Origin of the sequence: Streptomyces sp. GDS52 (assembly GCF_052246875.1) — a bacterium.
Lineage (GTDB): Bacteria > Actinomycetota > Actinomycetes > Streptomycetales > Streptomycetaceae > Streptomyces > Streptomyces cathayae.
The window spans coordinates 1,341,533-1,360,124 of record NZ_CM125966.1; the positions used below are offsets into that span (position 1 = coordinate 1,341,533).

At 71.7% G+C, this 18,592-nt stretch carries 21 protein-coding genes and 1 pseudogene; 11 read left to right on the forward strand and 11 right to left on the reverse strand.

What is annotated here, in order from left to right; all coding sequences use genetic code 11:
• Positions 1 to 53: 53 nt before the first annotated feature.
• The gene (locus tag ACTWJ9_RS05960) at positions 54 to 332 is read left to right on the forward strand and encodes a GlsB/YeaQ/YmgE family stress response membrane protein (RefSeq protein WP_279333152.1); all 279 of its coding nucleotides are present in this window, start codon (positions 54 to 56) and stop codon (positions 330 to 332) included.
• A 242-nt stretch (positions 333 to 574) separates the two neighbouring features.
• Here ACTWJ9_RS05960 and ACTWJ9_RS05965 read toward each other — a convergent pair whose 3' ends face one another.
• Positions 575 to 826, reverse strand: coding sequence for a hypothetical protein (locus tag ACTWJ9_RS05965; RefSeq protein ID WP_443295856.1), 252 nt, complete (start codon positions 824 to 826; stop codon positions 575 to 577).
• On the opposite strand from ACTWJ9_RS05965, the gene ACTWJ9_RS05970 reads away from it, so the two are divergent.
• Positions 771 to 908 (forward strand): hypothetical protein, encoded by a 138-nt coding sequence (locus ACTWJ9_RS05970; protein WP_387038425.1) that lies wholly within the window; start codon positions 771 to 773, stop codon positions 906 to 908. The two genes, ACTWJ9_RS05965 and ACTWJ9_RS05970, sit on opposite strands and share 56 nt — an antisense overlap.
• On the opposite strand, the gene ACTWJ9_RS05975 is transcribed toward ACTWJ9_RS05970, so the two are convergent.
• From ACTWJ9_RS05975 to ACTWJ9_RS05985, 3 genes are all read right to left on the reverse strand, one after another.
• A complete protein-coding gene (locus ACTWJ9_RS05975) occupies positions 895 to 1,833 on the reverse strand; it encodes a sigma-70 family RNA polymerase sigma factor (RefSeq protein ID WP_388702145.1) in 939 nt (312 codons plus the stop codon). The genes ACTWJ9_RS05970 and ACTWJ9_RS05975 overlap by 14 nt on opposite strands.
• 10 nt (positions 1,834 to 1,843) lie before the next feature.
• A complete protein-coding gene (locus tag ACTWJ9_RS05980; RefSeq protein ID WP_388702146.1) occupies positions 1,844 to 3,034 on the reverse strand; it encodes an NAD(P)/FAD-dependent oxidoreductase in 1,191 nt (396 codons plus the stop codon).
• A gap of 254 nt (positions 3,035 to 3,288) precedes the next feature.
• Positions 3,289 to 3,906 (reverse strand): DUF1707 SHOCT-like domain-containing protein, encoded by a 618-nt coding sequence (locus ACTWJ9_RS05985; RefSeq protein ID WP_279333155.1) that lies wholly within the window; start codon positions 3,904 to 3,906, stop codon positions 3,289 to 3,291.
• A 135-nt stretch (positions 3,907 to 4,041) separates the two neighbouring features.
• Here ACTWJ9_RS05985 and ACTWJ9_RS05990 point away from each other — a divergent pair, with 135 nt between their 5' ends.
• Positions 4,042 to 4,317 (forward strand): hypothetical protein, encoded by a 276-nt coding sequence (locus ACTWJ9_RS05990; protein ID WP_279333156.1) that lies wholly within the window; start codon positions 4,042 to 4,044, stop codon positions 4,315 to 4,317.
• Between the two features lie 298 nt (positions 4,318 to 4,615).
• On the opposite strand, the gene ACTWJ9_RS05995 is transcribed toward ACTWJ9_RS05990, so the two are convergent.
• Together ACTWJ9_RS05995 and ACTWJ9_RS06000 are read right to left on the reverse strand one after the other, a co-directional pair.
• A complete protein-coding gene (locus ACTWJ9_RS05995; protein ID WP_279333157.1) occupies positions 4,616 to 4,807 on the reverse strand; it encodes a DUF397 domain-containing protein in 192 nt (63 codons plus the stop codon).
• Positions 4,804 to 5,700, reverse strand: a complete 897-nt coding sequence (locus tag ACTWJ9_RS06000) for a helix-turn-helix domain-containing protein (RefSeq protein WP_443295279.1) — start codon at positions 5,698 to 5,700, stop codon at positions 4,804 to 4,806. Before ACTWJ9_RS06000 ends, ACTWJ9_RS05995 begins: the two co-directional genes overlap by 4 nt.
• 323 nt (positions 5,701 to 6,023) lie before the next feature.
• Between ACTWJ9_RS06000 and ACTWJ9_RS06005 the strand changes: the two genes are divergently transcribed.
• From ACTWJ9_RS06005 to ACTWJ9_RS06030, 6 genes are all read left to right on the forward strand, one after another.
• Complete coding sequence (locus ACTWJ9_RS06005) at positions 6,024 to 6,248, forward strand: DUF397 domain-containing protein (protein ID WP_279333159.1); 225 nt, start codon at positions 6,024 to 6,026, stop codon at positions 6,246 to 6,248.
• Positions 6,249 to 6,327: 79 nt separating this feature from the next.
• Entirely contained in the window at positions 6,328 to 6,819 is a 492-nt protein-coding gene (locus tag ACTWJ9_RS06010; protein ID WP_443295280.1) for a hypothetical protein, read from the forward strand.
• Between the two features lie 85 nt (positions 6,820 to 6,904).
• Positions 6,905 to 7,684 carry a hypothetical protein gene (locus ACTWJ9_RS06015; RefSeq protein ID WP_443295281.1) on the forward strand — a complete coding sequence of 260 codons (780 nt, stop codon included), beginning with the start codon at positions 6,905 to 6,907 and terminating at the stop codon, positions 7,682 to 7,684.
• A gap of 371 nt (positions 7,685 to 8,055) precedes the next feature.
• The gene (locus ACTWJ9_RS06020; protein WP_443295282.1) at positions 8,056 to 8,508 is read left to right on the forward strand and encodes an ATP-binding protein; all 453 of its coding nucleotides are present in this window, start codon (positions 8,056 to 8,058) and stop codon (positions 8,506 to 8,508) included.
• Positions 8,509 to 8,625: 117 nt separating this feature from the next.
• Positions 8,626 to 9,609 (forward strand): hypothetical protein, encoded by a 984-nt coding sequence (locus ACTWJ9_RS06025; protein ID WP_443295283.1) that lies wholly within the window; start codon positions 8,626 to 8,628, stop codon positions 9,607 to 9,609.
• Between the two features lie 274 nt (positions 9,610 to 9,883).
• Complete coding sequence (locus ACTWJ9_RS06030; protein WP_443295284.1) at positions 9,884 to 11,107, forward strand: hypothetical protein; 1,224 nt, start codon at positions 9,884 to 9,886, stop codon at positions 11,105 to 11,107.
• A 266-nt stretch (positions 11,108 to 11,373) separates the two neighbouring features.
• Here the strand turns inward: ACTWJ9_RS06030 and ACTWJ9_RS06035 are convergent, their stop codons facing one another.
• Positions 11,374 to 11,949, reverse strand: a complete 576-nt coding sequence (locus ACTWJ9_RS06035; RefSeq protein WP_279333165.1) for a flavoprotein — start codon at positions 11,947 to 11,949, stop codon at positions 11,374 to 11,376.
• Between the two features lie 176 nt (positions 11,950 to 12,125).
• Positions 12,126 to 12,986, reverse strand: a complete 861-nt coding sequence (locus tag ACTWJ9_RS06040) for a sulfurtransferase (protein WP_388702151.1) — start codon at positions 12,984 to 12,986, stop codon at positions 12,126 to 12,128.
• Positions 12,987 to 13,408: 422 nt separating this feature from the next.
• On the opposite strand from ACTWJ9_RS06040, the gene ACTWJ9_RS06045 reads away from it, so the two are divergent.
• Positions 13,409 to 13,939, forward strand: coding sequence for a hypothetical protein (locus ACTWJ9_RS06045; protein ID WP_443295285.1), 531 nt, complete (start codon positions 13,409 to 13,411; stop codon positions 13,937 to 13,939).
• 137 nt (positions 13,940 to 14,076) lie between these two features.
• Here ACTWJ9_RS06045 and ACTWJ9_RS06050 read toward each other — a convergent pair whose 3' ends face one another.
• Positions 14,077 to 16,092, reverse strand: a complete 2,016-nt coding sequence (locus ACTWJ9_RS06050) for a serine/threonine-protein kinase (protein ID WP_388702153.1) — start codon at positions 16,090 to 16,092, stop codon at positions 14,077 to 14,079.
• Positions 16,093 to 16,258: 166 nt separating this feature from the next.
• Between ACTWJ9_RS06050 and ACTWJ9_RS06055 the strand changes: the two are divergent.
• Positions 16,259 to 16,744, forward strand: a pseudogene (locus ACTWJ9_RS06055) (MSMEG_1061 family FMN-dependent PPOX-type flavoprotein); the annotation flags it as partial.
• 540 nt (positions 16,745 to 17,284) lie between these two features.
• Here ACTWJ9_RS06055 and ACTWJ9_RS06060 read toward each other — a convergent pair.
• Both ACTWJ9_RS06060 and ACTWJ9_RS06065 read right to left on the reverse strand, forming a co-directional pair.
• On the reverse strand, positions 17,285 to 18,166 hold the full coding sequence (locus tag ACTWJ9_RS06060; RefSeq protein ID WP_388702154.1) for a hypothetical protein: 882 nt from the start codon (positions 18,164 to 18,166) through the stop codon (positions 17,285 to 17,287).
• Positions 18,163 to 18,525: a hypothetical protein gene (locus tag ACTWJ9_RS06065; protein WP_279333170.1), complete on the reverse strand. Its 363-nt coding sequence runs from the start codon at positions 18,523 to 18,525 to the stop codon at positions 18,163 to 18,165. Before ACTWJ9_RS06065 ends, ACTWJ9_RS06060 begins: the two co-directional genes overlap by 4 nt.
• Positions 18,526 to 18,592 lie beyond the last annotated feature (67 nt).

An 18,592-nucleotide genomic window follows, 5' to 3' on the forward strand; every position in this document is an offset into this window, starting at 1 on the left:
CGGTACAGACGATGAACTGACACAGCCTTTACCCGACGAAGCGGAGACACACCATGGGCATCATCGCGTGGATCATCATCGGCCTGCTCGCCGGCGCCATCGCCAAGGCCCTGATGCCGGGCAAGGATCCGGGCGGAATCATCATCACCATGCTCATCGGCATCGCCGGCGGTCTGCTCGGTGGCTGGCTCGGCAAGGTCATCTTCGGCGTCGACTCCATCGACGGGTTCTTCGAACTCTCCACCTGGATCGCCGCGATCGCCGGCTCCCTCATCCTGCTCGCCCTCTACCGGCTCATCGTCGGCAACCGGCGCTCGCACCGCCACGCATGACCCGCCGAAGGCATACGCCTTTGGACCCACCTGACGGCTCCCTCCCCTGTTCGCAGGAGCGGGGGCCGTCAGAGTGTGCGGAGCGACGGGCCGATTCCCCGATGCCCCGGCGGCATCCCGCGAAGACCAAGGTCTTGACGAGACCAAGAGCTCCGGAACGCGATGAGGGCCTGCCGTCCGCCACTCCGGCGAACAGCACGCCCTCACGTCGTTCGACGCGCTGACGCGAACCGCACGAAGCGTCACATCGCGCGGCGCGGTGAGCTCACGCACATGGTCCAGCATGCTCGCCTGCGCCTGCGCCCCGCCCGGCCCGCGTCGGAGAACCGACTCCTCCACGATGAAGCCGAACGGCACCGTCGGCCGCTCCGCCTCATCGTCCGCCGCTCCCTCCGCGCGGTGGCCTGAGCCTCCGTCCGCTCATCGGTCAGCAGCGGGATGCTGTTGTCGGACACCGCCCGCGCATACGCCTCCGACGGCAACGACCCCGGCACCAGCCGGCACTCGTACGTGCACAGGCTCACCGCCTCCCGCTCCAGCCGCGCCCACCGCCTGGCTCCGGTCACCATGCACTGATGACCGGCGCATCGGGTTCGTGCTGCCGCCAGGCCTCGTTGAGGCGCCCGAGCCGGTCCGCGGCGGCGATGCCGCGCAGGGACGCGACCTTGCCGTCGCGGACTGCGAACGCCACGGCGCCCACGACCCGGCCGTCGACCACGGCGAGGACGGCCGGGGAGCCGTTGACCAGCGCGATGTGGATCACGGGCGAGCCGCCGGCCAGCCGCCGCTTCGCCGGCGTGGGCTTGAAGCCGGCCCGCACGAAGGAGGCGACCCGCTCGCGCGTCGTGTACCGCAGCAGCCGCCTGGCCAGTCCGGCGCCGTCCGAGACCGCCGTCACGTCGTCGGTGAGCAGTTCCACCAGCCGTTCGGTGCGCCCCGACACGGCGGCGGCGAGGAACTCCTCGACGACCCGGCGCGCGGACGCGGGGTCGGCCTCGCCGCCGCGGCGGCGCTCGGCGGTGACCCGGCGCCGGGCCCGGTGGACGTGCTGCTGGCTCGCGGACTCGGTGATGTCGAGGATCCGGGCGATCTCGGCATGGGGGTACGAGAAGGCCTCACGCAGGACGTAGACGGCCCGTTCGACCGGCGAGAGGCGCTCCATGAGGATCAGTACGGCCAGGGACACCGATTCGCGCTGCTCGAAGGTCTCGGCCGGGCCGAGCATCGGGTCGCCCTCGAGGAGCGGCTCGGGCAGCCAGGCACCGGCCGCTCGCTCGTGGCGCGCCTGCGCCGAGCGGAGCCGGTCGAGGCAGAGATGGGTGAGCACCTTGGTCAGCCACGCCTCCGGCACCTCGATGTGTTCGCGGTCCGCGGCCTGCCAGCGCAGGAACGTGTCCTGCACGGCGTCCTCGGCGTCGGCCGCCGAGCCGAGCAGACGGTACGCGAGCGAGGCCAGCCGGCCCCGGCCGACCTCGAACCGATCGATGGCTGCGCTGTCCATGCGGAGGAGCCTATGCGGCGGCCCTCGCGCCGACCCGGTCCGGTGCGGTGGCCAGGGGGCGCTTGCGCTTCGGTATGCCGAGGGTCGGGTGGGCGATGCCCCACCCGGCCCCCTTGAGCACGCCCGCCTTCAACCACGCGGCGGTCCGGCCGCCCAGGTACCAGGACTTCGACCGGGCGCCCCCGTCCACCATCTGGACGATCGCGTCCCGCCGCCCGAGGCTGATGTGGTTGCCGTAGTGCTTCAGCCCGGTGGTCGGGACCTCGCTGTCCGTCAGGCGCGCGATGATCGCGGCGGTCGCCTGCATGTTGGTGAGGCCGGCCGAGGCGCAGGACATCGGCAGCGGCCGGCCGTTCTCGCCGATCGCGTAGGCGCAGTCACCGGCGGCGTAGACGTCCGGGTGCGAGACCGAGCGCATGGTGCGGTCGACGACGATCTGGCCGGTCCCGGCGACCTCCAGGCCGCCGGCGGCGGCGATGGGGTGCACGGCGAACCCGGCCGACCACACGGTCACCTCGGCCGGGAGGGACCTGCCGTCGGCGGCGATCGCCCGTGTCGGCTCGACGGCTTCGACGCCGGTGTGCTCGTGGACGGTGATGCCGAGCCGGTCGAAGGCCCGGCGCAGGTGGCGGCGGGCCTTCGGGGAGAGCCAGGCGCCCAGCTCGCCGCGGGCGGCGAGCGCGACCGAGAGGTCGGGCCGGGCCTCGGCGACCTCGGTGGCGGTCTCGATGCCGGTCAGCCCCTCGCCGACGACCAGCACGGTGCCGCCCCGGCCCAGGCCGGCCAGGCGCTCGCGCAGACGCAGCGCCGAGGACCGGCCGGTCACGTCGAAGGCGTACTCGGCCACGCCGGGGACGCCGTGGTGGGCGACGGAGCTGCCGAGCGCGTAGAGAAGCGTGTCGTACACGAGTTCGCCGTCGCCGTCCTCGCCGGTCACGGCGACGGTCCTGCGCTCGGGGTCGACGCCGGTGACGCGGGCCAGACGCAGCCGCACCCCGGTACCGGCGAACACGTCGGCGAGCTTGCGGACCGCGACGTCCTGGCCGGTCGCGAGCTGGTGGAGCCTCATCCGCTCGACGAAGTCGGGCACGGCGTTGACGACGGTGATCTCGGTGTCGGCGGGGGAGAGCCGGCGGGCCAGGTTCCCGGCGGCGAAGGCCCCGGCGTATCCGGCGCCGAGGACGACGATGCGGTGCTTCATGGCGTTGCTCCTGTCTCGTTCGCGTGCCCCTTGAACGAGACGGCGCCCCGATTGCTGACAGGAGCCGGGCGTGACGTGGGTCACTCGCCCGAGGCGGGCGGCCGAGCCTTCGGCGACCGCCCGGGCCCGTCCCGGGCGGTCGGAACGGGGCGACGGCCGGCCGTGGATCGAGGGGGCCGGCCATCGGTCGACATCACACCCGCGCTCACCGCACGACGTGACGGAGGGCCGGCACACCGCCCACTCTCCGCGTCCTAGCCCTGCGTCGGGTTGCTGTGCAGCTTGCGCCGCTCCCAGCGGTTGGGGTGGCGGATGACCACTCCCGCCATCCCGCCGGACCCGGTGAGCCGGATCAGCGGAGCCCCCGGAAGGCGGTCGGGAGTGGTCTTGTCCCTCAGGCCGCCGATGCCGGGATCCATGCCGCCGGTGTCCGCGGCCCAGCCGTCGGGGATGACGATCGTGACACCGGCCGTCTCCCCGTACGCCTCCACCGCGACCTCCGTGAGGCGGCACTCGGCCCGGGTGAAGTCGACCTTCACACCCCCCAGGCCTCCGTGAGCGATCACGTGCCCGGGAACCTCCCAGCGCCCGGGGCCCCGGGACGCGCCGTGCAGGCCGCCCTTGAGCACCAGGGGCGGCCGGCTCTCGGCGGAGTCCGGCCTCGGCAGGTCGGCGGTCAGGACGGCCAACTCGGCGTAGGTCTTGGACTTCAGCGCCTGCTCCAGGCGCGCGTCCAGCTCGTCGAGATCGATACGCCCCTCGGCTGCCGCATCGCGCAGCTGCTCCACCACGGCTTCCCGGTCGTCGTAAGAGGCACGGAGCTCTCCTGAGGGAACGGGGCGCGGAGAGGACTCCGGAGGCTGGGCAGTCATGGCCCCAAGGATAAGCAGCCGGTGCACCGAGCGGACCGGGGCCGCACATCTCGAACACGGCCCAGCCGACCGGGGTTACTCCTTGGAGCAGGGAACGCGCCCTGGCCGCGCCGGGAGCCGCGCCTGCCCGACGCGATGGACGTCTTCGGCATCCACACCGACCTGATCGACGAGCACGAGAGCTTCACCAAGAGCGGGACGGTGATCTGGGACGCCCGGATCGCCGGCTTCGTCGAGGACGACCTGGCGGCGAAGTCCCAGTGGCCCGACCCGTGGCTGTCGCTGAACCCGTTCTTCGCCGACGGCGGCCAGGTCACCGACCTCGTGCGGGACGGGGTGCTGCACCCCAGATGCGCGGAGATCTTCCAGGCCGGCAAGAAGGAGACCTCGCCGCGCCCGGCCGACCGCTGACCTTCCACCTTCACCAGCGGCAGGCGATCAAGGCCGCGCAGGCGGGCGACTCCTACGTCCTGACCACCGGTACCGGTTCCGGCAGATCGCTGTCGTACATCGTGCCGATCGTCGACCGGGTGCTGAAGGTGCGTCAGGAAGCGGGACCGGACGCGGAGGGCCGGGTCCGGGCGACCGACGAGGCGCCGGAGACCGTGGCCGCCGAGCGGCTGCGGCCCCACGGGCGAGGCCAAGGGCACCCGAACACGGTGAGGGCGTGCCGTCCGCCGGAGAGGCGGACGGCACGCCCTCGGTTCGCTCAGCGCTCCGACGCGAACCGTACGAACTGCCCCCAGCCTTCGCGGCCGATGGCGAAGGACGGGCGGGCCACATCCTTGGAGTCCCTCACGTGGACGGCCTGTTCGGCGATCGCGACCTCCACGCAGTCGTCGCCCTGGGTGCCGCTGTAGCTGGACTTGAGCCAGGCGAGTTCCGACGTACCGCTACTCATAGCTCTCCTCGCAGTCGCTCCAGCAGGTCCCGGGATTCCTTGGGGTTGAGGGCCTGCGAGCGAAGTGTGTCATAGCGCCGACAGAGCAGACTCACCTCTTTCGCGTCGGAGATCAGCCGCCCGTTCTGCTGCCCCTCGGAGTAGCCGACTCGACGCCCCTCCGGGGTTTCCAAGATCCGCATGGGCCCGTCCAGACACCCGTGGAACTCCAGTTCCACCGGCACCACTTGAAGCGTCACGTGGCGTGGCGCGGTGAGCTCCAGCACATGGTCCAGCATGCTCGCCTGCGCCTGTGCCCCACCCAGCCCGCGTCGGAAAACCGACTCCTCCACGATGAAGCCGAACGGCACCGTCGGCCGCTCCCGCATCATCGTCCGCCGCTCCATCCGGGCGGCGACCTGAGCCTCCGTCCGCTCATCGGTCAGCAGCGGGATGCTGTTGTCGAACACCGCCCGCGCATACGCCTCCGACTGCAACAGCCCCGGCACCAGCCGGCACTCGTACGTGCACAGGCTCACCGCCTCCCGCTCCAGCCGCGCCCACCGCCGGAACCACGCCGCCAGCCCCGCCTCGCCCCGCGTGAGATGCCTGGCCGCCTTCCGCAGCGCGCCCGTGTTGCCCAGCGCCTCCTCCGCGCGCTCCACGAACGCCTCGTCCGGCATCCGGCGCCCCAACTCCACCGACTCCACGGTGTGCTTGGAGTACTGCACCCGGGCGCCGAGGTCGACCCGGCTGAGCCCCGCGTGCTCGCGCAGCGCCTGGACGAACGCACCGAACGTGCGCAGGCTGTCCGACGGATGCGGCTCCCGCTCCCACTCCCCCGCCGGAACCACCCGCGCACCGGCGGCGCCACCGCCCCCGGCCGCCTCCCCCTCGACTCCGACGCTGTCCATCCGCCGCCCCTTTCCTCTGCTCCGTACCGCACCGCGACGGCTCCTCACGCCGTCCGCACTCGCCTCCAGGCTGACGGATCATCAGACGTACCGTCCGCTCTTCGTGTCCGTACGCTGACTCACCGTACGGAGTGCCACACTCGTCCCCCACCCCGTCCGACCGCCAATCTGAGGTCACGGAGAGCGAGGAGAAACCGTCCGTGTCCGCCGTTCACCTGCGGAAACACCCGGGCGGCCCTCACCCCTCCCGTGAACTCCCGCCCACCACGGGCGGCGGCCGGAGGACCTGGCCGCGTTCAGACGAAGCGGAAGAAGGTGCAGTGATGCAGAACGGAACCACCCTGTACGCGCTCGACATCAGCGGAGCCTCGTTCGCGAAGGCGTGCGGCGGGCCCTGCACCGAGGGGTGCGTGACCCTGGCCCGGATCGGCGAGGACGCCTGGGCGCTGGGCGACAGCAAGCGGCCGGACGCGCAGCCGCTGCGGTTCACCACGGAGGAACTGGACGCGGCCGGTATCGACCCGGCGCGCTTCGGCCTCGGCGTCTGACCCTCCCCTTCCCCTCCCGCCGGCCGGACCGTGCCCACCTCCCGCGCCCGGCCGGCGCTTCTCGAAACGGGAACAGCTCGTGCACCACCACGCCTACCTGTGGACCGGCCCCAAGGCACGCTTCGACGACGAGGCCCTGCGGCGGCCCCCGCATCCCGAGCCGCCCCCGGCCGGAAGCAGGCCGGAACTGATCGAGCGCTACCGCCAGGTGTCCGCGGAGTTCGCCACGTCGGACCTCCCGCCCCTGGAGACGGCGTACTGGCTCGTCAAGCCCCGCTCACTGGTACGGGGCACCTGGGACGAGGCGAAGGAGGCGGCGGCCTGGCTCGGTGAACGGCTGGCCGAGTACACCCCCCGGTTCACGTCGGAGAGCGACCGGGACACCGCACGCCTGGCCCGGCTGGTGAACACCGCCGCCGAACGCCTGCACGCGGGTGCCGACATGTCGTACGGCCACTACCTCGAACGCCCCTCGTACCTCTCCCTGGCCGTGGTGACGTGCTCCCCGAACCGCGCCCTCCCCGAACTGGCCTGCCCGTGCGCGGGGTTGAGCGGTCAGGGGGCGACCTGATCCACGGAGGACGGGGCAAGAGAGCGGGTCTGCGTGGTGAAGTATGGGCATCTGATCACTCCGACAGCAGGGAGCGTTTCCTCCGATGACCACACAGCCCGCACGCCCTGAGCTCAGCGGCCCCGAGACCGCCTCGGTCATGGATGCCTCGCCGTTCAAGCCTTCTCTCGTCAGAGCGGTGTTCAGGGACGTGACCCCGATGCACGTCTCCCGGTCGGCCGCGTGGGCCGCCGCGTCGGTGACGCGGACGGTGCTGACGGAGATCATCGACGGCGCGAGGAGAGCGGCGGCGGAGGAGGCCCGGAAGAAGCTGATTCCCGGGGACCTCATCTCGGCGATCGACCGGAACGTCGAGCTCGAGGTGGGGGACAAGTGGTACGACCACAGCCCGACGTTTCGAGGCCTGACCGGTGTCCGGTACGACGCCGAGGGTGTCATCGTGCCTCCTCGTAAGCGCAGCAGATCGCGCAAGCCGAGTGCTGTGGTCGGCGCCCACAGGTTCGAGGCCGGGGTCAAGAAGCTGCTGCGGAGCCAGGGGGTGACGGCCATCCCGGCGATGGTCCGCGACCTGGACGGAATCGCGAGCATGTTCCTGACGGACCTCGCGCGGGACGCGGCCATGGTCGTCCGCGAGGGCGGGGTCAAACGTTTCGGCACGGTCTCCCTGGCGATGTCGGGCGAACCGACTCCGCCCCCGTCCCTCGATGATTCCCTCCGGGCCCTGTCCACCCGCAGGGGGGACAGGCGGACCGTCGGCAGGGACGACATCCTGGCCGCCACCACGATCCAGTTGTTCGGCGGCACCCTCAGGCAGCGAGCCCTCACCGAAGCGTGCGAGGCGACACAGAGCACTTCGGCCGTCTGAGCGGGTACGACCGACATCACCGCCCGCACCCTCATCCGCTACCGCGGAATCGCCAGTGAAGGTCTTGCGCGCCGGGCCGGTTCCGGCGGGGGTCAGACGGTTCCGCACGGGGTGAGGTCACGGGCGGCAGACCAACCAGTACGCCATGACGTCGCGAGACCTTTCACCAGCCGCCGCACCGCTCGACTGCTTCGACCGCCTCGGCCGTGGGCGCGCCCCGGGGCATCGACGACCTCCTGCCGCCTCCCCGCACGCATCACGCAGGGTCGCTGAAGTGCCGCCGTACCATCCACCGTTCGCGTCCGTACGCTCACTCCTCGTACGCCGCTCCGCACTCGTCCTCACCCGCACGCGACCGCCACTCTGGCGTCATGAACCATGCAACGCCGCCCCAAGTAACCTCCCCCACCAGCACCTTCACGCAGTTGCTGTCGTCCACGCGGCGCGGCGCCCGGCTCGCCCGGCTCCTCGCCGTGACCGAACTGCGCTCTTGGGGCACCTCGCAGGACCTCACGGAGCGTGCCGAACTCGTCGTCGCCGAACTCGCCACCAACGCCGTCCTCCACGGCCGCGTACCCGGCCGCTGCTTCCGGCTCACGCTCGCCTACGACCCGGCGGCCGGCCGCCTCCGCGTCGAAGTCAGCGACGCCCTCGGGGACCTGGGCCCGCGCTCCCTCCCGGCAGGCACCGAGCCCGACCCGCTCAGCACCACCGGACGCGGCCTGACCCTCGTCACCGCCCTCGCCGACCACTGGGACTGCGTCCCCCACCCACCCAGCGGCAAGACCGTCCGGGCCCTGCTCACCACACCGTCCGAAGCGTGACACCCCCGCGTCTGCCCCGACCTCACGCCTCGGCGTCAACCCCGGAGGAATCCACCAAACGGGTGATCACATCTCAAACGCCAACGAATGTTCTTGCTTCGCGCATAGTTTCCCGTCATGCCCAACGTCAGTCACGACACCCTGCACGGTTTCCTGCCGGGACGTCCGAAAGCGCTGAACCGCGCGCTGGACCTCCTGGGCCTCGGAATCCCGCCCGGTGTCACCACCGAGACTTTCCCGACGGACGCATCCGGCGCTCCGAAGATGTTCACCCGGCAGATGGACTCCGTGCTGCGAGTGGTCCGTCCTGACGGGCACGAGCCGTTCATCCTCCTGGTCGAGGCGCAGACCCGTGTCGAGACGAAGAAGGAGACCTCGTGGCCGTACTACATCGCCTACTTGCGTGACCGGTACAAACTCGAGGTCGTCCTGCTGGTCCTGTGCGTGGACACGGCAACGGCGGCCTGGGCGGCCAGACCCCTGCGTACCGGTCTGGGACGCCCCACCCAGGTGACGGTGCCTCACGTACTGGGCCCGTCCAATGTTCCGCGTATGAGCCGGATCCAGGACGCCTCGGCCGACCTGGACTTCGCCGCGTTCTGCCTGTGGATCAACAGCAACGACCCGGACATCGAGGGCATACTGACGGTAGTGGGCGAGGCATTGGCCCAGGACACGGACCGCGAAGCGCAAGACGACCTGGCGGGACTGATCGAGGACGGCTTGGGCAGCGAACACGCCCGGAAAATCTGGAGGAACCTCATGGAAACCCTCTTCACCCCCAGGCGAGGCACCATCGTGGGCGACGCCCGCCTCGCAGGACAGGAAGAAGGACGCGTGGAAGGAAAGGCCGAGCTACTACTGCGCCTGATGAAGCGCCGCGGCTTCCCGATGACGGAAGAGATCCGGCAGCGCGTCACCACCTGCACGGACATGCCGGTCCTGGATCTCTGGTTCGACCGCGCCATCGACGCGACCACCCTCGACGAGGTCTTCGCCGCGCCCTCCGCCACGGGCCTCATCCCCGCCCCCGCCCAGAGCCCGGAGCAGCCCGCAGCCCTCAGCCAGGGCCTGAGCACCCCCGATACCTCGACCGACTGACAGCAGAGACGCACACACGGCCGGCCGGGTGATACCGCACCGGCCAGTGGGCCCCCGCATGTGCGACGCCCGCCACATGGCAGCCGCGTCGTCCAGAGCGCTGCCGGAGCCCCGACTGCCCTCAGCAGTCGGGGCTCTTCATGCCCGCCTCCCCTCCTGAGGTGAAGACCGTGATCCGACGGCGGAGTCCACGGGGAGGTCGGACGGCACGCGCGCGGTGACGTGCTGACCCATACGGAGGCAACCCTTCACTGCCCGGCCGGGTCTTACGGGCATGATCAGACCCCTTGCCCGTACAGGTGCGGTGCTCACCATCGCGTCTCTGCTCCTGACCGCCTGCTCCGGCGGCCAGGACGCCCCCGCCGAGCCCCCCACCGAACACCCCGTCTTCGACCAGAAGCTCGGCCTCCAGGTCTACCTCGCCCTGCGCCAGACGCAGAAGGCGGGCGGTACCGACTTCATCCAGACCATGACCTTCGAATCGAAGAAGGGCCGGGCGGTGCAGACCGTCAGCGGGCGGATGGACTTCGCGAAGCGAACAGGCGAGGCGACCACGGAGTGGCGACTGCCGAAGGAGCTCCCCCGAAAAACGAAGGACACACTCCTGGGCACCACCCCGGGCAAGGGCAACGCCGCCCCCTCGGCGCGCGTCCTCGTCGACCCCCAGCACATCCACTACCGCGCCGGGTCGGCGGCGTACTGGCTCCAGTACACGACGGGCGACACCCGTCCGGACCTCGGCATCCACCGCATCGCCCACCTGCGCGGATCCGAAGGACCGGTGGGCGGCACCCTCCTCGAAGGACTCGGTGCCGCGGAGGCGACATCCCGGCGGACCGACGGCTCCCAGCGCACTTATGAGGCGGACATGCCCAACAGCGCCGCCTGGCAACTGTTCCCCGAGGACCTCAGGCGCGAGCTGTCCACCCCCTTTCCCACCGGATCCTCCGGCAAGAGCGCCCCGCTGCCGACGACCGTCTCCGTGGACGGCCGGGGACGCGTCACCCACGTGCGAGCCGACCTCTCGACGACCCTGGGGAAGAAGGGCAGCGCGTTCGAGGACATCACCTCCCTGACCATCGACCTCCGGTTCTCCGGACACGGTGTGTCGAAGCCCGACGCGAAGCCCGACGGATCCGTCCGACCGGCCCGCGAGGCGGTCCGGTCGGTCGACTCGGTGAAGCCCGGTGGCTGCGTCGACTTCAGCACGGGCCAGCGGATCATGGACACCGTCGTGGACGTGCCGTGCTCGGGCGCGCACGACGGCAGGATCTTCGCCCAGAGAACACTCGGCACGGGCCCCTACCCGGGTAGCACGGCCGTCCGGGAGAAGGCCGACGCCGCCTGCCGCGCCGCCTACGACACCGCCCCCGGGCCCTGGCTCTCCGAGGCGGACCGGGCCGGAGACTACTGGTACATGTGGTCGACTCAGGAGGAATGGGAAAAAGACGGAGGGCGCGCCAGCTGCTACGTCGTCACCGCCGAAGGCACCACCTGAACAGTCGCAATGGCGCCGGTCCTTCTGGGAGAGGTCGGCCCGACTGTCGTCGGCCCGGTCCCGTCCGGCGGCGCCTGGCCCATCAGCGTGTCCGTCTCGCCGACGCCCTGCCGCCCGTGCAGGCCCGACTCACTCCCTCCGGCCGGCACCGAGGCCACCTCTGCCGGCCCCGCCGCCATCTGTCCCCGTACGCGGCTCGCACGGCCTGCCACAACCCGGCCTCGGGTGACACCTGTTGGCCCTTGCGCTGCGCCGATCGCGCCGCGCTACGCGGGCACCCCGGGTTCCAGGAGGTCCAGCGCCTCCGTCCAGCGGAAGCCGTCGGCGCCTCCCCCGGCCTTCGGTCGGTGCGGTTCGTGCGAGCCGATCAGAACGCCCATCCCGGTCAGCCGTTCCAGGCTCTGCCGGTAGGCCGGGTGGGCGGCCTGGGCCGCGTTGAGGTACGGCAGGACGGCGATGGGGACGCCCGTGCCGTACGCCTCGCACAGGATGCCCAGGGCCAGGGTGTCGGAGATGCCGGCGGCCCACTTGTTGACCGTGTTGAACGTGGCCGGGGCGACGGCGATCGCGTCCGCGGGAGGAAGGGGGCGGGCCTCGCCCGGCTTGCGCCAGGCGGAGCGGATCGGGTAGCCGGTCTGCGCCTCGATCGCTTCCGTGTCGAGGAAGCCCAGCCCCTGCGGGGTGGCCACGACTCCGACGTCCCAGCCCCGTTGCCGAGCGGCGGTGATCAGCGTGCCGACCTCACCGGCGATCCCGCTCGCACAGACGACGACGTACAGGAAGGGCCTCTTGTCCGAGGCGGGCGGGGCGCTCGGGGCGGGCGGGGCGGTCGGTTCGGTCACGCGGGGACTCCCGGTCGGCGGCTGTGGTGGCGCGGTCCGGGCAGGATACGGCGGCGGTCGCGGGCGGTGGGGCCGGCGGTGGATCTGTGATGAGCGCCCGAGGGCCCGTGGGTCCGGCAGGCCCCCGGACAGCGCAGGCCCGGGGGTCCGGGGGCTGTCCGGGGGTGCCGGGGCCGTCAGTCGGTTTCGAGGGGCAGGGCCGGGTCGGCGGCCCACTCCGTGAGGGAGCCGTCGTAGATCGCGACGTCGGGGCGGCCGAGGAGGGCCAGCTGGAAGGCCAGGCCGGTGGCGGCGATGCCACTGCCGCAGTACGTGATGACCTTCTTGGACTCGTCCAGGGCGCCGGCCTCCTCGAAGAGCCCGCGGACTTCGTCCGGACCGCGGAAGAGGCCGTCGGGGTCGGCGAGTTCGGGGAACGGCACGTTCGTGCTGGAGGGAATGCGACCCGGGCGGGCGTAGGTCTGGCGGGTGCCGGCGAAGGTCGGCCGGTCGAGGGAGTTCACCAGCCGGGTGCCGGGGTCCTCGATCGCGGCGAGGACGGCGTCCTTGTCGGCGTACAGCTCGGGACGGCGGTTCGCGGTGAACACGGCGGGCTCGTTGGACTCCACGCCGCTCTTGACCTCGTGGCCCGCCCGGATCCAGGCGGGGAGGCCGCCGTTCAGCACCGAGACGTCGTCGAAGCCCTCGTAGCGCAGGTTCCACCACAGTCGGGTGGCCCAGATGTTCGGGCCCTGGTCGTAGACGACCACGTGCGTGCCGGGGCCGACGCCGAGGGCGCCGAGCCGAGCGGCGAACGTCTCGCTGCCGAGCGCGGTGAACGTGGTGTCCGCGTCGGGGTCGGCGAGGTCGTTCAGCAGGTCGGCGAAGACGGCGCCGGGTATGTGGGCCTTCTCGTACGCCTGGCGGCCCGACTCGACGTCGTAGTAGCCGTCGCCCTCGGGCTGGGTGAGGAAGGTGGTCGCGTCGAGGATCCGGATCGCGGGGTCCCCGAGGCGCTCGTGCAGCCAGGCCGGGTCCACCAGCAGGGGGTGAGACATACGTGCTTCCTCTTCTCGCATTTCTTACGGCCCCGGAAAAACGCCGGGGTGTCCTACAAACGTACCTGTTTGAGAAACATGTCTCAGTAGGCGGACATCCGGGTGGTTCGGGAGCCTCGTAGGCCGAGGCCTCGACGGCGGCCTTCACCCGACCGGACCGGTTCGCGGTGCCGTACCGGTCGGTGGAACGCGGTGTCGTCGTGCAGCGCATACGGCATGCCGCCCGGCGGGCGCTTTCCCCGGTCGCCCGGTCCCGCCGCACCTGAGTCCGCCCCTCCTCGGGTGGGATCCGGCGTCGTCCGGCACCCCGGACATGCCACGCCGTGAGGGACCGGCCGTCACCGCACGAACCACGGCGAGAGCGTTGTCAGGCTGCCCGGCGGCGTTCCCGGTCGGCGTGATCAGCTTGTGGACCGCAACCGGTGAGAGGGCAGGCCGTGGGCTCGGTGCAGGAATCCTCGCACCGGGGGCACCGCCATCCGCCGGAGGCCGTCGACCACCGGGGCCTGCGGCTGGACGAGGCGCGGGACGGGGCCGAGGCCGCCGGGTTCGGCGTGGACGACCACAACGCGTCCAACGACGTCAAGAGCATCCGGATGCGGTCCAACCGGACCGTCTGCTTCCAGAAGACCGGCTGGACGTCGTCCGACAGGAAGACGATCGGCTTCGGTGCCGTACAGACGGGCGCGCCGTGCCCCGAGGCGGACGACGGAACCATCCCGTGGCCGAAGATGCCGGACCTGGTCTGGAAGACCTGGAAGACCGCGCACAAGGAGGTCGTGGACCTCGACATCGTCCCGGAGGACCGGGTGGGAGCGGAGGCGGCGGAGGCGGCTGGAAGGCCGGGCCGTGGCCCCCGCCGTCGAAGGCGATCAGCCGCAGCAGCAGCGGTGTGGGGAGGGCCGGGTTGGCGGCGACTCCGTCCGGTGCGGAGGAGCAGAAGGCGGCCATGAGCTCTTTCCCACCTCGCTGGTGTGGTGACGCGGGCACCCCTGGCGGTGGCGGGTGGACGCGCCGGGGGCAGGCGCTGGAGACCCTGTACCGCGTGGCGATGTGCGGCTGACCGGCCCCCCACGGCCGGCGCCCCTCGTCAGTGGTTCTCGCACTCCGTCAGGTCCGGTCGGCCCGGCGGGTCCTTGTCGTCCATCAGGCCGGCCAGGTTCTTCACGTACATCTCCTCCCAGGTCTCGCCGGCCAGGATGGTCCGGAGCGCCGAGCACACCTCGCGCTTGAGGAGCTCGTTCTCCGGCCGCATCGCCACGCCGTAGCCCTCCGCGCCCTGGATGTTCTCCAGCAGCCGCACCTTGCCCGGGTTCGCCTTCAGGTACCCGGCGAGAATGATGTCGTCCGAGGCCACCGCGTAGACGTCGGACTTCTCGTCCAGCAGCTTGTCCAGGCAGTCCTGGTAGGTGTTGGGCTGCGACTTCGCCATGGTGAAGCCCTGTGCGGGCAGCGTCTTCTCGTATGTCGAATCCCGCGCGGTGCACACCGCGACGCCGAGGTCCTTCAGATCGCTGGAGTCCTCGATCGTGTACCGGGTCGACTTGTCGCGGACCAAAAAGCTCCGGCTCGCCTCGTAGTACGGGCCCGCGAAGGCGACGCTGTATTCGCCGGGCGGGGCGCTCTTCCGCTCGTCCGTGATGCTGTACGACGCGATGATCAGGTCCACCTGTTTGGTCTTCAGCGCGGTGCTCCGGTAGTCGGTGGGCACCTCGGTGAACTGGGGCTCGGCGTAGCCCATGCTCTCGGCGATGGCGTAGGCCAGGTCGATGTCGTAACCCTCGTACGTCTTGGTCTTCTCGTCGTACAGGCTCAGTCCGGGTTGGTCGCCCTTGACACCGATCTTCAGGGTGGTGTGCGTGTCCTTCCACTGCTGCTGCGTGCCGCTCCCACCCGGGTCCCGCGCCTGCTCCGAACCGGCCCGGCCGCCGGACTTGTCGTCGTGGCGGCTGCCGTTCGAAACGATCCAGCCCGCGCCGGCCAGCAGCGCGACGCACACCGCCGCCGTCGCCGCCTTCCAGCCCGGGGGCCGGACGCGCTTCCAGTCCGGGAACCGGACGCGCTTCCCGTTCTCCAGCGGAGGAGCGGGGACGGACACGGCAGGCACGGGCGCCGACGCGGCCCGGGCGGCGTTCGGCGGGGCGGGGCCCTCGATCACCTCCCGGAGCATCGCCTCCGCCGCGGCCGCCTCCAGGCGCTGTAGCGGGTTCGTGATCAGCAGTCCTCGGATGACCGGGGAGAGAGGACCGGCGTACCGGAGAGACGGTTCGGGGAACTGCCTGATGTTCTCCTGAACCTCCCAGAACGCATTGCCGCCGAAGGGGACGTGGCCCTCGACCATCTCGTACAGCGTGACCCCCAGCGCCCACAGGTCCGATGCGGGCGTGGGGCCCGGGGACGCGGGCGCGAAGAGCTCGGGCGCCAGGTACGGGACCGTGCCGACGACGTTTCCGAGCCGGGTCACCCGGGGCGCGCCGTCGAACGTGGCGATGCCGAAGTCCACCAGGATCGCGAGCCCGTCGTCCCGGACGACGACGTTGCCCGGCTTCACGTCACGGTGGACGACCGATGCGCCGTGGACCGCCCGCAGGCCCTGGAGGATCTGGAGGCCGATGTCTGCCGCCCGGGGCACGGCAAGGACCCGTTCACTGCTCAAGAGGTCCGCCAGGGACCTCGCTTCGAGCAGCTTCATCACGATCCAGACCTGGTCGTCGGTCTCGAGCTGGTCGTGGACCGTCACCACGTTCCGGTGCTCGATCTTGGCGAGGGCCTCCGCCTCGCGCCGTGCCCGCCGCATCACCTCCGTCCGGGTGCCCGCGGTCATGGCGTTCCAGTCGAGCAGCCCCTTCACGGCGACGAAACGGCGCAGTCGCCGGTCGTAGGCCTTCCAGACCTCCCCCATCCCGCCTTTACCGATCGGCTCCAGCAGCTCGTAGCGGCCGTCGATCACGGTGTGGGAGGAGGGCTGATCGCCGTGCGGCGGCGTCCCCGGCCACTCCTGCGGCGCACCCGTGCCCGCGCGCTGGAGGCCGTCGTCCGCCCAACGGCCGCCGGAACGTCCGGCAGCCCCGTCGTCCGCTCCACCGGCTCTGTCTTCGCTGTGCATACGGACCCCCGTACTACATGAATCTCGCCACAGTAGACGGTTCGTCACGTTCAGTCATGCTGACTTGACATGCCAGTTCGCGCTCGGCCGCCAAGGGCGCGGACCGGGCAGGTGGCCGGGTGGGAGCCGTAGGGAACCCCGGGCGGGCCGGTGTGATCGACCTGCGGTCGCCAGCGTGGACGCCGAGGGCAACTGCGACGTCTCCCCGCGCGGCGGCCCCGCCGGGTTCGTCGCGGTCCTGGACGCACGGACGGTGGCGATACCGGACGCGACCGGCAACAAGCGTCTGGACACCCTGCAGAACGTCATCGCCGCCGGGCGGGCCGGGCTGCTGTTCGTCGTCCCGGGGCGCACCACGACGCTCAGGGTGAACGGCCGGGCCTGCGTCTCCACCCGCCCGGAGCTGCTGTCGCGGCTGACCGCCGTGGGCAAGCCGCCGGCCAGTGCGCTGGTGCTGGGGATCGAGGAGGTCTACCCGCACTGTCCCAAGTCGCTCCTGCGCAGCGGGGCCTGGAAGCCGGAGCAGTGGCTGCCGGCGGACGCCCAGCCGACCTCGGCCGAGGTGACGCTGGCCCAGCTGCGGGTGCCGGAGCTGACGATCGCCGACATCGAGCAGGCGGAGGCGGACTCGCTGAAGTACCGGTACGAGTAACGGGCCGACCGGCGAGTGCTGAACCACCAGCCCGGTGTTCCCCGGAGCCCCGCGTCGCGACGGCCGGGGCTCCAGGTCCAGCGGCCGTGGTGCCTGCTCCCACCATGGCGGTGTCGCACGCCGAGTCCGGCCGGGGTCCGGTGCTGGTCGCGGCGCCGGCCGACGAGTGGGGCACCACGCCGCGCGTGAACGCCCCCGGGAAGACGGTGGGCTGTGCTGGGGCTTCCCTGACGTGACGGACGGGTGATCCACGCCGGGGCCGGCCGGAGTCCGGCGGCAGAACTCGGTCCTTGAGCAGTGTCGGCGCTGCTTCTGCGACTGGAGCGAGGGGGTCCTGTTCCCCGGGGCGGCGCGTCGGACCGTCCAGGATGAGGGCCGGGCCGACCGCGAACGCCGACTCGCGATCGTCTCCTCCGTGCCCGGAACCGGCCGGTTCGGGTACTACCGCTGCGGGCCAAGCACCCCGCCTCCTCGCACGGTCCCCTCCGCCTCACAACGGCACGAGGATTCCGGCGGCCGGGGGGTGGCGCTCGTGTCCTCTCACGACGACTTGCGGAACCGTTCCACCAGCCCCCGCCCGATGGGCGGCGTCAGCCGCTGGTCCGGGACCGGCACGCCGAGTGCCGCGGCGAGTTCGGGGCCGTGGACGTCCACCACCGCCTCGACCAGTTCGGCGAGCGTGTCGAATGCCGCCCGGGTCCGCCGCCAAGCCGTCACCCCGATCACCACGCCGACGGCCACGGCCGGCCACCACAACAGACCGAGCAGCGCGTACAGAACCCCCCATCCGGCCAGCAGCGTCGTGGCGGCCAGCCGCTCGCGGGCCGCTTGCACGGCCGTACGGGAGGAATCCGGGAGCACCAGCCACAGCCGGGGCCAGGAGACGGTGAGGTCGAGCCCGTACTCCTGCCAGATCCGGGCGTCGGCGGCCCGCAGCCGGTCGGCCATCCAGGTGGGGGCCGAGGGCCGCTGGAGTCCGATCCGGTTGCGGCGGGCCGTACGGGCGTCCAGCTCGGCGCCGGTGGTGCCCTCCCGGAGCCGGTCGGCGGCGTCCCAGGCGCGGGCCCGCCGGTCGGTCAGGGGGCGAGCGAGCCGTTCCGCCCAGTCGGGCCACGGCCCCGCCCACACCCGGTCCACCACCGCTCCGGCGGCCTGGGCCGCGAGGCCGGACGCACCCGCGGCGAGCAGGACGGCGGTCAGCAGGAGGGCTACGGACAGCCATGAGGACGCGGACGGCGTCGCGACCGCCCCGGTGATCGGCGCCACCGCGCGCCGCGCCGTCCGCCCGGCCTCGTCCAGCCGTGCCCCACCGAGCGCGGCGGCCGACAGCGCCGCGCCGAGATACAGCAGGCCGGGCAGGACCAGGAGTGCCACCAGCCGTTCGGCGAGCCGGCGGCCCAGTTCCGACAGGACGCCGTTCATCGCCCGTCCGGCACGAACCGCAGCGCCTCGCCGTACACGTGGCAGACGGGCAGTTCGTCCCCGGGGCGTCGCTCGTCGACCCGCAGACAGCTACGGCGCGGGCAGAGGTACGAACCTGTCACCACATGCGGGGCACTGCGCACCGGCGCCGTCGTGGCCCCTGCGTCCCGGCCGGCGAGGGGGCCGGTGTCTTCGTCCACCGCGATCCCGAGCTGCCGCAGCAGCGGAGCCACCGGCTCGCCCTCGCGCAGCGCGTGCTCGGCCCGGTCGAGCAGCGCGAGCTGCCGGGGCGTGCGGCGCAGCGCCGCACGCAGTTCGGGCAACTCGGCGCAGAATCGCCCCAGTTCGTCCGCCACCATCAGTCGTGTCCCCGCCCACTCGCACCACGCTGCGTATCTGAAGCCTGTTCAGAAAGTAAGTACGATC

What these genes read in the sequence shown, in the direction of transcription:
- ACTWJ9_RS06050 (WP_388702153.1), bottom strand. Translation starts at nt 16,092, where the DNA reads ATGCACAGCGAAGACAGAGCCGGTGGAGCGGACGACGGGGCTGCCGGA.
- ACTWJ9_RS05980 (WP_388702146.1), bottom strand. Translation starts at nt 3,034, where the DNA reads ATGAAGCACCGCATCGTCGTCCTCGGCGCCGGATACGCCGGGGCCTTC.
- ACTWJ9_RS05985 (WP_279333155.1), bottom strand. Translation starts at nt 3,906, where the DNA reads ATGACTGCCCAGCCTCCGGAGTCCTCTCCGCGCCCCGTTCCCTCAGGA.
- ACTWJ9_RS06000 (WP_443295279.1), bottom strand. Translation starts at nt 5,700, where the DNA reads ATGGACAGCGTCGGAGTCGAGGGGGAGGCGGCCGGGGGCGGTGGCGCC.
- ACTWJ9_RS05995 (WP_279333157.1), bottom strand. Translation starts at nt 4,807, where the DNA reads ATGAGTAGCGGTACGTCGGAACTCGCCTGGCTCAAGTCCAGCTACAGC.
- ACTWJ9_RS05970 (WP_387038425.1), top strand. Translation starts at nt 771, where the DNA reads ATGCTGTTGTCGGACACCGCCCGCGCATACGCCTCCGACGGCAACGAC.
- ACTWJ9_RS06020 (WP_443295282.1), top strand. Translation starts at nt 8,056, where the DNA reads ATGAACCATGCAACGCCGCCCCAAGTAACCTCCCCCACCAGCACCTTC.
- ACTWJ9_RS06015 (WP_443295281.1), top strand. Translation starts at nt 6,905, where the DNA reads ATGACCACACAGCCCGCACGCCCTGAGCTCAGCGGCCCCGAGACCGCC.
- ACTWJ9_RS06040 (WP_388702151.1), bottom strand. Translation starts at nt 12,986, where the DNA reads ATGTCTCACCCCCTGCTGGTGGACCCGGCCTGGCTGCACGAGCGCCTC.
- ACTWJ9_RS06030 (WP_443295284.1), top strand. Translation starts at nt 9,884, where the DNA reads ATGATCAGACCCCTTGCCCGTACAGGTGCGGTGCTCACCATCGCGTCT.
- ACTWJ9_RS05975 (WP_388702145.1), bottom strand. Translation starts at nt 1,833, where the DNA reads ATGGACAGCGCAGCCATCGATCGGTTCGAGGTCGGCCGGGGCCGGCTG.
- ACTWJ9_RS06065 (WP_279333170.1), bottom strand. Translation starts at nt 18,525, where the DNA reads ATGGTGGCGGACGAACTGGGGCGATTCTGCGCCGAGTTGCCCGAACTG.
- ACTWJ9_RS06025 (WP_443295283.1), top strand. Translation starts at nt 8,626, where the DNA reads ATGCCCAACGTCAGTCACGACACCCTGCACGGTTTCCTGCCGGGACGT.
- ACTWJ9_RS06005 (WP_279333159.1), top strand. Translation starts at nt 6,024, where the DNA reads ATGCAGAACGGAACCACCCTGTACGCGCTCGACATCAGCGGAGCCTCG.
- ACTWJ9_RS05990 (WP_279333156.1), top strand. Translation starts at nt 4,042, where the DNA reads ATGGACGTCTTCGGCATCCACACCGACCTGATCGACGAGCACGAGAGC.
- ACTWJ9_RS06060 (WP_388702154.1), bottom strand. Translation starts at nt 18,166, where the DNA reads ATGAACGGCGTCCTGTCGGAACTGGGCCGCCGGCTCGCCGAACGGCTG.
- ACTWJ9_RS05960 (WP_279333152.1), top strand. Translation starts at nt 54, where the DNA reads ATGGGCATCATCGCGTGGATCATCATCGGCCTGCTCGCCGGCGCCATC.